The organism is Kordia sp. (genome assembly GCF_022447245.1).
Classification (GTDB): domain Bacteria; phylum Bacteroidota; class Bacteroidia; order Flavobacteriales; family Flavobacteriaceae; genus Kordia.
Genome location: NZ_JAKVBC010000004.1, coordinates 158,857 through 173,875, shown reverse-complemented (window position 1 = coordinate 173,875; position 15,019 = coordinate 158,857). Strand labels below are relative to the sequence as shown.

Genomic DNA, 15,019 nt, shown 5'->3' with positions numbered 1-15,019 from the left:
TAATAAAGAGATATAATCTACATTTTTCTGTACATTGTATCTCTTTTTTGTGTAAAAAACTCAAATTCTTCATAAATACAGAATCATTTTACACAATTTCTAAACAAAGCACAATATTGCAACATATTACTGATATTATGTGTTTGTACAATATTAATATTGTAAAATGTTTGAAATTAAAAACATTTGTTGTATATTTGCAATGTAATTCTTTCGGAAGAATATCATGTTAAGCTTAAAAAATTGTAGGAAATTGTTCGCGACTATTTTTTTACAACCTAAGGAGAAAGCCGAAAAGCCTTTTACAAAGAGTAGGTAAAAAATTTTAAAAATTACAATTATGCCAGTTAGTCCAAATGAAATTGCTAACATTAATTTTAGTGCAATGCTAGGGAAACCTCTAACAGCAGTTATTGATGCACAAGCAGCAGCAGCTTTATCAACAGTAGATTTTATCAACGAAGTAGGTCTTGATGAATCTGGAAATGTGAAAAATGTAACATTCGCATATTCTAAATTAGTGGATGGATCACCAACATCGGTAACATTAACAACTCCTTTGTTAACCATTGTTCCAATTCCATTTTTAAGAGTTGCTGATACAACGATTGATTTTAATGCTAAAATCTCTAGTGTTACAAAAGTTGAAACTGTAGCTAGTCACAAATTAGATTTAAGTGCTGAATTAAGTTTACGTTGGGCTTGGGGACGTTTCAAGTTCAAAGGAAGCTATTCGTACCAAAAGAAAAGCACGTACTCAGATGAGTCTAAACGTTCATACAGTATGAATATTAGAATCAATGCTGTACAAGACGAAGTTCCAGCAGGAATGAGTCGTGTATTAGATATGCTTGAAGAATCTATTACAGAATCTTAGAACGTACTACACTAACAAATTCAGGAAGCCTCTTCGGAGGTTTCCTTGACTTAAAAACAAAAATCATGATTACATTAAAAGACTATATAGGAAAGATTTATAAAGAAGTCACTAATGCAAAAGTGCAATCAGATATTGAAACCTTAGCCATTGCTCAGGAATATATTCAAAATCCAATGCTAAAGCATTTTGCGGTACCAAATATTCGTATCAAAGACATGCAATTAACTATTCCTGTTGCAGTAGATACCACACAAACAGTTACAAGAGAGTATACAGAAAGAGAAATTCAAGATGTATATGAAATGGCATTCTTTAAAGTAATGGATGACTTATATCCAACAAAGACAGATGATCAAGTTGCCTATTTAGAAAGCATCAAACCAGAATTGGCTGCAAAAGCAGAAGCACAGTCTCAAGAAGCCGCTGTTGATTTGCGTCAAGCAACTGCAGCAGATCAAGCAATATCAGCTCCACAAGCAGATACACCAACAACAGATGCTGCTAGTAGAAATGTAGAATCATCTACTGTAAAAACAACTGGAGAAACTTCATCAACACCAAACAATTATTCAATTGCAGCAAATAAAGCAGCGATCAAATTTGCAGAAGTATCGTATGCTTTTGTAGGAGCAGTGTATGTAGAAGAGCATGTATATCAGAGTGCTTTAGTACAAGAAATTGAAGCCAATTTGCAACCAAAATCACCGGAAATTGAAGAACTTCCTGTCATTGTAGAAACACAACGCTTAAAAGAAATTGATGATCCTGCAAGCTTAATTAGTATTAAAGTAAATATTACTGATGACGCTATGGAGTGGACAACCGATGTTGATGACAATGGCAATACTGTACAAGTACTAGATTATCTATAAACGCACGTACTTCATGCAGTTTTGTATGAAGTAGCACAAAATAGAAACACATGAAAACAAGTATAATAGAAAAAAATACCTTTTATGAAGCTTCCATTTTTAAAGTAGACTTGATTTCTGAATTGCTTCGCTCCAAATCATCACGCTTTTTAGCAGAGATTGAACGTTGGCTTTCAGAAAATCAAGAAGTACTAAAACAATTTGGGTTTGTAGAATCAAGTAGAATGAGCATTTTGCAAAATCAACTATTTGTGGCCAAAAACAAAGATGTTCCACAAAAAAGAAGACATCTGTTACTCATTGGAGCCAACTGTTTGGAAATGGCACATAGTGTATTGATGAATTTACATGAACCCATCAAAACGAAACTTACACAAGGAAGAGAAACCATTCAGCAAATTTTAGTAATGGTCAAAGATAATCCAGCGTATCAGCAAGGACAGCGAGAAAACTTTAATCAATACGTAAAAAATACCTGGAAACGATTGCGACAAGATCCACAATTTAGTTCTGTAGCTGTACAATTGCAAACGGTACTTCCTGAAGTAGATATTTACAGAATTATTGCGGAAGAAGTAGAATTATAACTCATGTAGCAGGACCTGTCAAATGAGTATTTCAAAAAAAATCCCAAAGCGTTTCTGCTTCGGGATTTTAGTTGTCTTTTATCTTTCCTTTATAGATCGAATCCTAGATTTACGCCTAATTTTTGCGCAATTAATTTATTGATTCGAGTTTTAATGGCGTTCACCTTCACGCTTTCTAAAACGTTATTAGCAAAAGCATACATTAGTAATGCTTTTGCTTCCTTCATCGGAATTCCACGTGAACGTAGGTAAAATAAAGCATCTTTATCCAATTGCCCAATAGTACAACCGTGCGAACATTTTACATCATCTGCAAAAATTTCTAACTGCGGTTTTGTATTGATAGTTGCTTTATCGTCTACTAAAATATTATTATTTGCTTGAAATGCATTGGTTTTCTGTGCTTCTTTCTCTACAATTACCTTTCCATTGAAAACTCCTGTTGAACGATCGCCAAAAATTCCTTTATAGTCTTGATGACTTTCACAATTTGGTTCAATATGATGCACCAATGTATTGTGGTCAACATGCTGCTTATCACCAATAATCGTAATTCCTTTCATCGTAGAATCAATGCGTTCTCCCTTTTGGAAAAACTGTAAATTGTTACGTATTAACTTTCCTCCAAAAGAAAATGTATGTACAGAAACATTACTACTTTGTTTTTGTGAAATGAACGTATTATCAATCAAAGAAGCTTCTTGATTGTCGTTTTGAACTTTATAATAATCAACAATAGCACGTTTGTTTGCAAAAACTTCGGTTACCGAATTTGTCAATACCACATTGGATGTTAAACTTTGGTGACGCTCAATAATTTGTACGTGTGAGTTCTCGTCAACTACGATCAAATTTCGAGGTTGTAGCATTACTGAAACTTCATTTCCTGTTGAAAAATGTACAATTTGTATTGGTTTTTCAACTACTTTGTTTTTTGGAATATGAATATAAGCTCCTTCTGAAGCAAAAGCAGTATTCAAAGACGTCAAACTGAGATCGGCTTTAGCGGCTTTATTATAATATGAATCAATAATGATTTTATATTTCGGCTTGTTTAGTGCAGAACTCATTAAACAAACATCAATTCCATCATGTGTAGTTTCCGAAAGGAATGAGCTATACTTTCCATCAATAAAGACAATTTTATAGGTGTCAATATCGTGGATAAAATATTTTTTTACATCCTTAAACTCAATCGCAGATTCTTGTTGCGGTGAAATCGTGTAGTCATGCTTCAATAAGGATTTTAACGAAGTATATTTCCAATCTTCATCTTTCTTTGTCGGAAATCCTTTTTGCTGAAATGTCTTAATCGCCGTGTTTCTGATTTCATTCAATTCTTTTGATTGATCGTTTACACGATCTTCAAAAACCATAAAGGATGACAATAATTTATCTTTTAACTCCATTTGTAACTCTCCTTAAATAGTTGCTTCTTGCTTAATCCAATCGTATCCTTTTTCCTCTAATTCTAAGGCCAATTCTTTAGTTCCTGATTTTACAATTTTTCCATTGTGCAATACGTGAACATAATCAGGTACGATATAATCTAACAAACGTTGATAGTGCGTAATAACAATAACAGCATTGTCTTCGCTACGTAATTTATTTACACCATTTGCCACAATTCGTAAGGCATCAATATCCAAACCAGAATCGGTTTCATCTAAGATGGCTAATTTTGGCTCTAGCATTGCCATTTGAAAAATCTCGTTACGTTTTTTCTCTCCACCAGAAAATCCTTCGTTTAAGGAACGCGATAAAAATCGTCTGTCTATTTCTAGCAACTCCGCTTTTTCACGAATTTTCTTTAGCATTTCACTGGCTGGCATTTCTTCCAAACCTTTTGCTTTGCGTGTTTCGTTAATAGCTGTTTTCACAAAGTTGGTTACAGAAACTCCCGGAATTTCTACTGGATATTGGAATGATAAAAATACACCTTCATGTGCACGTTCTTCAGGGCCTAATTCTTCAATATTTTCTCCATTTAAGAAAATTTCTCCTTCGGTAACTTCATACTCTTCTTTTCCTGCAATAACTGAAGATAAGGTGCTTTTTCCAGATCCGTTTGGTCCCATTATCGCATGTACTTCTCCTGCTTTTACTTCTAGGTTGATTCCTTTCAGAATTCCTTTTTCTTCAATACCTGCGTGTAGATTTTTTATGTGTAACATTTTAAATGTGATATTTTTTAAATCGAATTATTGATTGTTTGTGATGATAATAGTACCATCTTGTCCGCTTGGTTGTTGTACTGAAAGAATTTCTTTCACTTCAATAACTTCTTTCCAAGCGTCCTTTACTGGATTTGGTTTCTTAATGCCTCTTACAACAACAGGAACCATATCGTGGTTATTCTTTTTGAATTTTTGACATTCTTTATTTAACTCATGCATTTTATCGTCAATGACAACTCCATACATTTTACTTCCAGCAGTTTGTAAAACGGCAGCTTTTTCATCATCTAGATATAAAAACATGCCAGAGAATGTATCGTTTACATCTCCAACTGTACGTGTGGTTGTAATTCCAGATTCGCTAGTTGTTTCACTTTTTGCTTTTGTTTCTGTTTCGTTCGCTTTAGGGTTATTTTTACAACTTACAATGAGTAAGCATAATGCGAAGATGAAATAGATTTTTTTCATATTGTATGATTTTATGATTGATTATCCAACAGAACCTTCTAATGAAATTTCTAATAGTTTTTGAGCTTCAACAGCAAATTCCATTGGTAATTTGTTCAACACTTCTTTGCTGAAACCATTTACAATTAATGCAATAGCTTTTTCAGTATCAATTCCACGTTGGTTGCAATAGAAAATTTGATCTTCTCCAATTTTGCTTGTCGTGGCTTCGTGTTCTATTTGTGCAGATTTGTTTTTTGCTTCTATGTAAGGAAACGTATGAGCTCCACATTTGTTTCCCATTAAAAGTGAATCACATTGCGAGAAGTTACGTGCGTTTTCTGCTTTGGAAGCTATTTGCACCAAACCTCGATAGCTGTTTTGGGATTTTCCAGCAGAAATACCTTTGGAAATGATGGTACTCTTTGTATTTTTTCCAAGGTGAATCATTTTTGTTCCAGTATCAGCCTGTTGGTAATTGTTTGTTACGGCGATAGAGTAAAATTCACCAACCGAATTGTCACCTTTCAATACGCAACTTGGATATTTCCATGTTACAGCAGAACCTGTTTCTACTTGTGTCCAAGAAATCTTAGAATTGGTTTCGCACAATCCTCTTTTGGTTACAAAATTGAAAACACCTCCTTTACCGTTTGCATCTCCGGGGAACCAGTTTTGAACGGTAGAATATTTAATTTCGGCATCGTCCATGGCAATCAATTCTACCACGGCAGCATGCAATTGATTTTCATCACGTGATGGTGCTGTACAACCTTCCAAATAACTTACGTAGCTACTTTCGTCAGCAATCACTAACGTACGCTCAAACTGTCCTGTTCCAGCTTCATTGATTCGGAAATAGGTTGATAATTCCATCGGACAACGAACGCCTTTGGGAATATAACAGAAAGAACCATCGGTAAACACAGCCGAATTTAACGCTGCATAAAAGTTGTCTGTTTTAGGAACTACAGTTCCTATATATTTTTTTACTAACTCAGGATGTTCTTGAATAGCTTCCGAAATAGGGCAGAAGATAATTCCTTTTTCAGCTAAAGTGTTTTTAAAAGTAGTTGCTACAGAAACCGAATCTACTACAATATCAATAGCAATTCCTTGAAGCTTCTTTTGCTCATCAATTGAAATTCCTAATTTCTTATACATTTCCAATAATTCTGGATCTACATCATCAAGTGTTTTGTTTGGATCTGCTTTTTTTGGTGCTGAATAATATGAAATCGCTTGAAAGTCTGGCTTTTCATAATGAACATTTGCCCAATCTGGTTCTTCCATTTCTGACCAAATTCTAAAAGCATCCAATCGCCATTCCGTCATCCATTCCGGTTCATTCTTCTTTTTAGAGATTGCTCTGACGATATCTTCATTCAGACCTTTTGGAAACGTATCACTTTCAATATCAGTATAAAAACCGTACTCATACTCTTTGGTTTCCAGCTCTTTTTGTAATTCTTCTTCAGTATACTTACTCATTCTTTTGTTTGTTCAAAGTTTAAAGTTTCATGTGTAAGGTTTTATTGTACTTCCTTATTTCATGTCACTTTTTGACAAATAATTTATAAATGCGCTTATTTTTATCATTTCATGTTGGTAGGTAATATTTCAAGATCATTGTATCAAAAAATACCACATGCCAAAAGATAGTTACAAAGAGAATGACTCTCCGCAACCACAGGTGCGTTGTGCATTTGGATTGTTAAAAACGAACCCTTTTCCGTTCAATCCGCCTGAATATTCTAACGTTGTTCCTACGAGATATAAGAAGCTTTTTTTGTCGACGATAATTTTGATACCATTGTCTTCAAATATCTTGTCTGCTTCGTTTTGACTTTTGTCAAATGTTAAATCGTACGACAACCCAGAACATCCACCACTTTTCACACCAACACGAACAAAATCAGTAGTTACATCAAAACCATCATCGGTCATGAGCTCGACTACTTTTTTACGGGCTGTGTCTGAAACTGTTATCATTTTTTAATTTACGTTTAATTTTACCTGCAAAGATACGCTATTTGCCGCTTTATTCTAAAAAACCTAACATTTATATAATAAATTGTTTGATAGAATTTTTTGATGATAACTTTTTGAGCCTTTTTTTGAAGAGAATTTACAGTTGTAAAGTGTGTTTATTTGTATTTTAATTCGATCATTTATTTGCCAATTCATAAGCGTGTTACTTCTTCTTTTTTGGGAATAGAAGGAGCAAATTGTACAATGATTTTTTGCTTTTTCTTAGCCTTTATCTTTTGCTTGTAATCACTTTTTGTAAACCGAAAACCTGTTTTAAAGAAATAATCAATACTATGTAAATTGTCATTCTTATTTACTAAAAAATAGTTTCTAAATCAACAATTTGTACTTCGGAAGATTTGTTTTAAAAATGAGCATAATTGTTGCGCACTTTTGATTTTTTTCAGCTTTAATTTTATAGTCTTCTCTAACACCATATCGGCTTTTGGAAATTGTATACGCCCTAAATTCCATATGGTACTGAATATTAAAAAATTGCTTTTTTTATCAATTGTATGAGTTAAAAGGGTCGCAGAAAAAGAAGAAGTATCAGGAGTAATGATTTTTTCAAGTCGTTTGAATTTATGATTGAATAGCAAAATTATTTTTTTGACTCTTCCAAAGACTTTTGTTATGACTTGGTTTTTGATCATTCAAAGAATCATTGGATAGTTATGTTGAGTTTTGTGGATATTATTGTTTTATATTATCAAGTATTTCAAAAAAGGATCTATGATTTATTTGTAATTAGTAGTCTGCATAGGCAATAGGAAATACTTTGTAATTATTGATAGTCGGTTTTTGTGAATATGTATTAATGTTAAATTTACATTAACATTCCTCTTAAACAAATTATATATTCTTGTGAGAATCTTTTCTATTTAACCTTAATTTTTATTTATGTTTAAAACATTGTAAATCAAGTATTAGTATTTTTTATTTACAATAGTTTAAAAGAAAAATATTGTTTTGTAATAAATGTATGTTTGAGGTAAAATAGTATTTCATTTGAAAGAAATACGCTATGTGTTTTTACCTGTTGTTATCAATTACGTAATCCTCTACATGTTTGTAGTCCACGGATGTGTTAAATTTGTATAGTTTTAAGATAAGGACATCTTTTTTTACACTTAAATTTTTAACCCCTATTATTTATTTAAATTTTATTATGATGAAAAAAAATTACATGTTACTGTTGATTTTTATTTTTTGCATTTATGGAGTAAATGCTCAAAATTTGAATTATGCATATTGTTTTGATGGCGAAAATGATTTTGCTGAGTTAGACGATTCAAATCCAAGTACACCTATAGAGACTGGTATTTTTGGAGACAATATCGATAATGATAGTTTTACAATTGAGTTTTGGGTGAAAGACAATAATAATGGAAGTGGAAACTATATGCTTTCTAAACATTACGATAGTGGAACCGTTAAGGAAGGATTTTTTATTAGAAAAAACCCTTCAACAGGATCAGCTGATGCAGGAATTGCAGATAATACTAATTCATGGACTATGATCTCAGGTAACAGATTAATTAATGATAATGACTGGCATCATATGGCTATTACTTTTGACATTGCCACAGGTCGGTTTAAGTTTTATATTGATGGATATTGGGAAGGTACTAGTGCACCCATTACAGCTGTTTTTGGTAATACTGTTAAATTCAAAATAGCAAGTTCATATCTAAATACATTTTTCGGAGGTTCTTTTGATGAAATAAAAGTATATAGTGGACCAAACGCAGTTAGAACACTTGCACAAATTAATATAGATAAAAACATAGAACTAGATACTGCTTCACCTCCACAAGATTTAATAGGATACTACAGATGTAATGAAGGTATTCCAAATAATTATAATTGGGAGTGGATAATACTTCAAAATGTCTTGGGTAACAGTGATCGTGATTTAGATTTAATAAACACTCCTAGAATTGGCCCTTGCTCTAATTGGGTAGACTCAGTTCCAAACTCTTTATTGTCTGTTGATACTTTTGAAACTCCTAATAATGGGCTACAAATATATCCAAACCCAACAAAAAGTATAGTGCAGATTAAGGGTTTGAAGTTAAATCAAGAGTTCGTAATTCAGAATTCTTTAGGTGCGATTGTAAAAAAGGGAATGGTGTCAAATACTTCGGAAATTTCAGTCGCAAATTTATCAAAGGGAATGTATTTTTTGACGCTATCAGACAATAGTAGGCTAAAGTTCATTAAACAATAAGTAAATAAAATATATATTCAAAATAGTAGTAAGCCTTTTCTATGGTTTACTACTATTTTTAAAACTCCGAAAATCGCTGATCAAAAATGAAATCAGTATCAGTAAGTGTTTTTAGGAAGTCTATAATACGAACTTTTTCTTCATCTGTCATTGGAATTCCCAAAGATCCATCTGGTTGTTGGAAAATTGGATCTAAGTTTACAGTATTTTGAATGCCACTTCGGTAATGTTCTAAAACATCTTCTAAGGTAGCCAAACGTCCATCATGCATATATGGAAAAGTAACTTCTATGTTACGAAGGTTTGGTACTTTGAATTTGTAATTATCCTGAGTAAATCCAGTTACACGCGCACGACCAATATCATTGTATTGCGGATCAATTGCCAAACCATTGTTGCGATATGATTGATCGGTAAACAATTCGCCAGCATGACATGAAGCACATTTTTGATTGAACAATTGCATGCCTTGCATTTCGTTTACTGTTAAGGTAACATTTCCTTCATTGCGACTAAATTTGTCGTATTTACTATTAGAAGTCACCATCATAACCATGAATTGTGACAAGGCTTTTAAGATATTTTCCGAGTTGATTTCTCCATTTTCAAAAGCTTCACGGAACAATCGTGGATAATCAGGATGTGCCTGTAGTTTCGCGATTACGTTAGTGAAAGTTTCGTTCATTTCCAATTCGTTCGTAATCGGAATGATCGGTTGCATATCTAAATGAATGGCAGCGCCGTCCCAAGTAAATTCGTTTTGAAAAGCCAAGTTGTGTAAGGGTTGTGCATTTCTGCTTCCCAACGCGCCATCAACTCCGTGACTAATGATATGTGTATGATGTGTAAAGGCAAATTCTTGAATATGACAAAATCCACAAGCTACCACATTATCAGATGCCAAACGACCTTCATAGAACAAACGCCTTCCCAGCTCAAAACCCGTTTCAGTTGGCGGATTAGCTTCTATATCATAAACTAAAGGAGGAAAATTTGAAGGCACTGTAAAATCCAACGGAACACTTTGGAATTCGCCAGCTTCTTGTCCGGGAATTTCCTCATACGGTTCGTTTTTGCAGGACACAAAAAAGAGTGCAACAAATACAAATATGTAAGGGTTGAATTTCATAGCTTTTGCTAAGATACCAAATGTCTAGTGATTGGGCAATGAAGTACTACATTTTGTGCTATTTTTCAAGGAGACAAGAGGCTTTTGAGAGAATCCTACATTTTGGACGATTCTGTGCTTTGTGTTGTCAATTACTTTTGAAATAAACACAAAATTTAGAAATTATGAAAAACAAGAAATGAAAAACAAATTGAATTTGAAGCGAAATGTGATCTCAAATTTTGAAAGCAACGAAATCACAGGAAAAGGCCCTGAAACTTGGACTTGCGATTGTTGGACACGCAGAAAAAACTGTAAAACGTATGAGCCAACACAAGATGGTTGCCAAAGTTTTTGGTGCTCAGGAATTGGATGTAGCTAAAAGAATCTTCATGAGATATATTTTTAGTTTTTAAAACTAGACTCACAGTTTGCAATACAAAGTTTTAGGTTTATTGGTTGTACTGTGAGTTTTTTTATATCATTTTCTTTTCATTTGCCAATTGAATAGCTTCTGCTTTAGAGTTGACATGTAGTTTTTGATATATGTTTCTAATATGTGTGCGAACCGTAGTTTTGGATACAAATAACTCTTCTGCAATATTGTTATACGTTTTGCCTAGTACTACTTTTAAAGGCAATCGTTACATGATCTTCTCGAATATTTTTTGTGTGTAATTCTATTTTTGGTGGAATGGTTATATCTAATAATTTTGGATTAAATTCCATAGTTCCATAATTCCATTTCCTAAAGTAATCCAAATGATACCTTTTGAGTCTTGATAAAAAGTGTAAATGTTATTAGAATTGGTGCCGTTTTTTGTATTAAAATGATATTGAAAATTATCCATAACGACCCAAAAACCTTTGTTAGTACCAAAATAGATATTGTCATCTGAGTCTATGAACGTATCATCGTGACATACATTTTCTTCCGTAAATAACAAAGGCGAAACATTTTCTTCGTCATAAGTATACGCTTCATAAGGAGTCATTATAATGAGTTGTTTTTTATGCGGAAGTATTTCTCTGATAACACATTGTTTTAAATGTTTATGCAATAGTGTATCAAACGTCTTCTCCCAAACATTTGCATCATTTTTATAAACTTTTCGATGCCATTTTGTGTTCCTATAAATACAGTATTACGATACAGTGAGCCAGCATTTATTTTTTTATCTTCTTTGTTATATTCTATGCAATAAACTTGGTTTTTGTCATTGTTATGATACCGAGTTAAGTAATACTGAGAAAAAAATAGCGTATCATTTTCTTGTGCATATATAAAATTGCTCACACGGCACTCACTACTTTTTTTAGCTTAGCGTTATATAGTTTCTCATGAGAAGATAGATAGCGTTCATTTTGAAACTCGAAAATAGTATTGAGTCGAAATGGATTTTTTTGTTGAACGAAAGAATCATTTTCCTTGAGTACATAGGAAAGATTTTCAGTAGCAAATACCATATTTCCAGCTTCGTTTTCATAACTAAATTTAGTTGTCGGAATTTGATAGTCTTTGTTTTAATTCGATTTAAAGAGTGATGGAAATATTTTATAGATTCCATTTCCATAACTCGCAATATAGATCGTTTTACTGTCTACAAAAATGTCGCAAATACCATATTTAATACTTAAAATAGATTCTACATTGGTGATCTTAGTGTAGCTTTTGTCAAAAGTGAGAAGAGAATGTAAAAGCTGTTGTATTCTGCGCGATGTTGCAATTGAACCAGAGCTCGATATTTTTCATAAGGAATTATTTTTTTTATGGTGTACGGTTTTTTGAATTGATGTGTGTACACTTGTTCAGGATTTTTTTTGAAATCCATGATAATGTCCCTTGTTGATCTCCCCAAAAAAAAATGAATTGATGCGTTGCATCGTTTTTATTGCTGTTGGATTTATCCAAAAAATCCCCGTATCATTGCCTTTCCAATTATAAGAGTGAATGGTATTATTTTTACAAACAAAAATGGAAGACTCGTCAATAGCGATGCGCCTGCCACGATTTTCTTTTTCATACCTTATGATGGTATCAACCTATTGTTTTTGATTGATGCTTAAAAGTGCTGAATTATGATATGAGTTGAATGATAGATTTTTTTCCTGATACCTAAGTACTCTGTTAATGCGCGCTGTATTTATATTTTGAAGCGAATCATTTTTTTTGAGGAGAATGCCATCTAGCCATGAGCCAATATATAAAACACTATCTTTTTGATTCAATAAGGTAACGGTATATCGATTTTTTTTACGATTGTGAAGTTTAAAATTGATACCGTCAAAAGTAACCAGTCCGCCATCAATAGCAACATAAATTTCATCTTTAAATTTTTCAATGGCAAAGGTTTAATTGTCTGGCAAACCATTTTCTACATTAAAATGTTGATTTGTCCAGTATTACGCATTTAGAACAAAACAACTCAATAAAAAAATGCTATGTAGTAAGATTTTCTTCACCTATGGAAACGCATGTTTCCTTAAATGTAAGAATTATGTCGAAGTTGTTATACTACAAACTTTAGTATTTATTCTGCGCTAAATGTGCTTTCTAAGTTTTTAGCAATTCTTGGTGCATTTACAGGATCTACTTGAATATCACTTGTATCTTCTAATTTGATTTGATTGGTTGCGTCAATGATATTTTGAACATACGCTTCTATATTGACGACAGCGGTATTTCCTGTGGCTACATTGATAGTATTTGCTAACGGAAGCATAACAAATTTATAGTTATCTAAATTCTGTCCATGACTTCCAACATGTATTACAAATGGACTTTCTGTGCCGCCTTGTGGGGTAAATGTTCCTTCAAATTTGATGAATTTGTAACCTGCTGCCCAATTCCATAACATACCAGCATCTTCTGCTGTAGGAATAAAATTCATCACGCCGCCATCTAATGGATATTTAGATTGATCAACGCCAATTCCGAATGAAATTTGCGTATAATTTCCAATAGGAATTCCTGTTAAATTTAATGTCAAACTGCTTGAATTTTCTTCATTGATGACAAAGTAGGAATCCTCTTTCGGATATTCAAAAACAGTTCCGTTGTCCTGTGTTAAAGCAATGTTTGAAATGATATATTTAAGCTCATTCGTTACAACACTTTCATTGTTTTGATTCACATAAACTGTAGTTCCTAAGTCTAAATCTTGACTTGAAGAAATACGATTGTCAAATATAATTTCAATGGCAGAAGTCTCTATAGCATTTGAATCGTTATTACACGATGAAACAAGTATTAATGTTAGTATTGAGAGTGTATATGTTAACTTTTTCATTGTTTATTTTATTTTTAGAATCAACGCATCTTTGATGCCTTTATTTTGTGTAATGTCTCCATCATTACTTTGTGTACTTCCTGCAATGACTAGCTTTTTATCATTGGTTTCTACAATTCCGAAAGCAATGTCTAATTGTGATCCACCGAAGTTTTTCTCCCAGGTCAAGTTTCCAGTATCTGTAATTTTAATCACCCAAAAATCATTTTGACCATAATTTGCATCTACATCAACATTGTTGCTTTTAGCACTTCCTACAACAGCAAATCCACCATCTTGAAGCGGAGTGATACCTCGTGCCGATTCAAAATCACTTCCTCCATAAGTGCGTTCCCAAAGTAATGAACCATCGGTATCACTAATTTTGATAATCCAAAAATCTGCGGATCCTTTCAGATTGGCAATGTTTCCATCGGAACTTCTTGTATCGCCAACTACAATATAATTTCCATCATTGGTTTTGGTAATATCATAGCCAATATCAATTCCAGTACCACCATAGGATTTTTGCCAAATCAAATCGCCTGAATTGCTAAGTTTTACCACCCAAAAATCGTAACTTCCTTGACTGTTGGTTACATCAAAATCATCGCTCTCAGAAGAACCTGCGATGATAAAATTGTTGTCATTTGTTTCTAAAGTTGAATAAGAGCGGTCGTTGTTAGTTCCACCAAAAAAACGACTCCAAACTATAGTTACATTTGCGTCAAGTTTATGACACCAATATTCGCCAACACCATGTTTAGGAGTTACGAGACTTTCATTATTTCCACTAGGTTTTCCAAAAGTTCCTTGTCCGCCAGAAGCGGTAACATCTAAAAAACCAGTCGTAAAATAACCACCATCATTCGTTTGCATAATGTCAAATGCTTGATCGCTTCCAGAGTAACCAAAGCTTTTTTCCCAAACCAAGTTACCATTCGCATCAAGTTTTACAATCCATTGATCGTAAAATCCATTATTTACACTTACATCTTCATCTGCACTTCTGCTATATCCTGTAATGATAAATCCGCCATCGGCAGTAGTTTTAATAGCTTCACCACGATCGTCAGCTGTTCCTCCATAGGTTTTGCTCCAAAGTAAATTTCCCTCTGCATCCAAACGTGCTACCCAATAATTATTTTGTTCTGTAGCGTTGTCTATAATATCGCCATCAATACTTTTAGTATAACCAACAATTGCGTATCCGCCATCAGCAGTAATAGTAATATCTTGAGCAGTATCTTCTTGTGTGCCGCCAAGTGTTTTTACCCAATCAATTTCTCCTTGAAATACAATTGGATTTGTTGTATCATTTGTATCTCCAGAATTGCCATCGTCAGAAGAACAACCTACCACAAATGTCAATAGAAAAACTGCATAAATTGTAGTATATATTTTTTGTTGTGTCATGT

15 protein-coding genes are annotated in these 15,019 nt (G+C 33.2%); 5 read left to right on the top strand and 10 right to left on the bottom strand.

Annotated features, from left to right (window positions below; all coding sequences use genetic code 11):
- Nucleotides 1-340: 340 nt before the first annotated feature.
- The 3 genes from MK119_RS04790 to MK119_RS04780 all read left to right on the top strand — a co-directional run bounded on the left by MK119_RS04790 (nucleotide 341) and on the right by MK119_RS04780 (nucleotide 2,339).
- Nucleotides 341-877 (top strand): DUF2589 domain-containing protein, encoded by a 537-nt coding sequence (locus tag MK119_RS04790; protein ID WP_290671402.1) that lies wholly within the window; start codon nucleotides 341-343, stop codon nucleotides 875-877.
- 65 nt (nucleotides 878-942) lie between these two features.
- Nucleotides 943-1,752, top strand: a complete 810-nt coding sequence (locus MK119_RS04785) for a hypothetical protein (protein WP_290671401.1) — start codon at nucleotides 943-945, stop codon at nucleotides 1,750-1,752.
- A gap of 50 nt (nucleotides 1,753-1,802) precedes the next feature.
- Nucleotides 1,803-2,339 carry a hypothetical protein gene (locus MK119_RS04780; RefSeq protein WP_290671400.1) on the top strand — a complete coding sequence of 179 codons (537 nt, stop codon included), beginning with the start codon at nucleotides 1,803-1,805 and terminating at the stop codon, nucleotides 2,337-2,339.
- An 89-nt stretch (nucleotides 2,340-2,428) separates the two neighbouring features.
- Here MK119_RS04780 and sufD read toward each other — a convergent pair whose 3' ends face one another.
- The 5 genes from sufD to MK119_RS04755 all read right to left on the bottom strand — a co-directional run bounded on the left by sufD (nucleotide 2,429) and on the right by MK119_RS04755 (nucleotide 6,955).
- Entirely contained in the window at nucleotides 2,429-3,748 is a 1,320-nt protein-coding gene (gene sufD, locus MK119_RS04775; RefSeq protein ID WP_290671399.1) for a Fe-S cluster assembly protein SufD, read from the bottom strand.
- A 12-nt stretch (nucleotides 3,749-3,760) separates the two neighbouring features.
- Complete coding sequence (gene sufC, locus MK119_RS04770) at nucleotides 3,761-4,513, bottom strand: Fe-S cluster assembly ATPase SufC (RefSeq protein ID WP_290671398.1); 753 nt, start codon at nucleotides 4,511-4,513, stop codon at nucleotides 3,761-3,763.
- Nucleotides 4,514-4,540: 27 nt separating this feature from the next.
- Nucleotides 4,541-4,984 (bottom strand): hypothetical protein, encoded by a 444-nt coding sequence (locus MK119_RS04765; RefSeq protein WP_290671397.1) that lies wholly within the window; start codon nucleotides 4,982-4,984, stop codon nucleotides 4,541-4,543.
- A gap of 21 nt (nucleotides 4,985-5,005) precedes the next feature.
- Nucleotides 5,006-6,454, bottom strand: a complete 1,449-nt coding sequence (sufB, locus tag MK119_RS04760; RefSeq protein WP_290671396.1) for a Fe-S cluster assembly protein SufB — start codon at nucleotides 6,452-6,454, stop codon at nucleotides 5,006-5,008.
- A 171-nt stretch (nucleotides 6,455-6,625) separates the two neighbouring features.
- Nucleotides 6,626-6,955: an iron-sulfur cluster assembly accessory protein gene (locus MK119_RS04755; protein WP_290671395.1), complete on the bottom strand. Its 330-nt coding sequence runs from the start codon at nucleotides 6,953-6,955 to the stop codon at nucleotides 6,626-6,628.
- Between the two features lie 1,276 nt (nucleotides 6,956-8,231).
- Between MK119_RS04755 and MK119_RS04750 the strand changes: the two genes are divergently transcribed.
- Nucleotides 8,232-9,224: a LamG-like jellyroll fold domain-containing protein gene (locus MK119_RS04750; RefSeq protein ID WP_290671394.1), complete on the top strand. Its 993-nt coding sequence runs from the start codon at nucleotides 8,232-8,234 to the stop codon at nucleotides 9,222-9,224.
- 58 nt (nucleotides 9,225-9,282) lie between these two features.
- On the opposite strand, the gene MK119_RS04745 is transcribed toward MK119_RS04750, so the two are convergent.
- Nucleotides 9,283-10,353, bottom strand: a complete 1,071-nt coding sequence (locus tag MK119_RS04745; protein ID WP_290671393.1) for a cytochrome c peroxidase — start codon at nucleotides 10,351-10,353, stop codon at nucleotides 9,283-9,285.
- Between the two features lie 178 nt (nucleotides 10,354-10,531).
- Between MK119_RS04745 and MK119_RS04740 the strand changes: the two genes are divergently transcribed.
- Entirely contained in the window at nucleotides 10,532-10,714 is a 183-nt protein-coding gene (locus MK119_RS04740; RefSeq protein ID WP_290671392.1) for a hypothetical protein, read from the top strand.
- A 94-nt stretch (nucleotides 10,715-10,808) separates the two neighbouring features.
- On the opposite strand, the gene MK119_RS04735 is transcribed toward MK119_RS04740, so the two are convergent.
- From MK119_RS04735 to MK119_RS04720, 4 genes are all read right to left on the bottom strand, one after another.
- Nucleotides 10,809-10,973, bottom strand: a complete 165-nt coding sequence (locus tag MK119_RS04735; RefSeq protein ID WP_290671391.1) for a LuxR C-terminal-related transcriptional regulator — start codon at nucleotides 10,971-10,973, stop codon at nucleotides 10,809-10,811.
- 63 nt (nucleotides 10,974-11,036) lie between these two features.
- On the bottom strand, nucleotides 11,037-11,327 hold the full coding sequence (locus MK119_RS04730; RefSeq protein WP_290671390.1) for a two-component regulator propeller domain-containing protein: 291 nt from the start codon (nucleotides 11,325-11,327) through the stop codon (nucleotides 11,037-11,039).
- 1,536 nt (nucleotides 11,328-12,863) lie between these two features.
- On the bottom strand, nucleotides 12,864-13,622 hold the full coding sequence (locus tag MK119_RS04725; protein ID WP_290671389.1) for an MbnP family protein: 759 nt from the start codon (nucleotides 13,620-13,622) through the stop codon (nucleotides 12,864-12,866).
- A gap of 3 nt (nucleotides 13,623-13,625) precedes the next feature.
- Entirely contained in the window at nucleotides 13,626-15,017 is a 1,392-nt protein-coding gene (locus MK119_RS04720; RefSeq protein ID WP_290671388.1) for a hypothetical protein, read from the bottom strand.
- Between the last annotated feature and the right edge of the window lie 2 nt (nucleotides 15,018-15,019).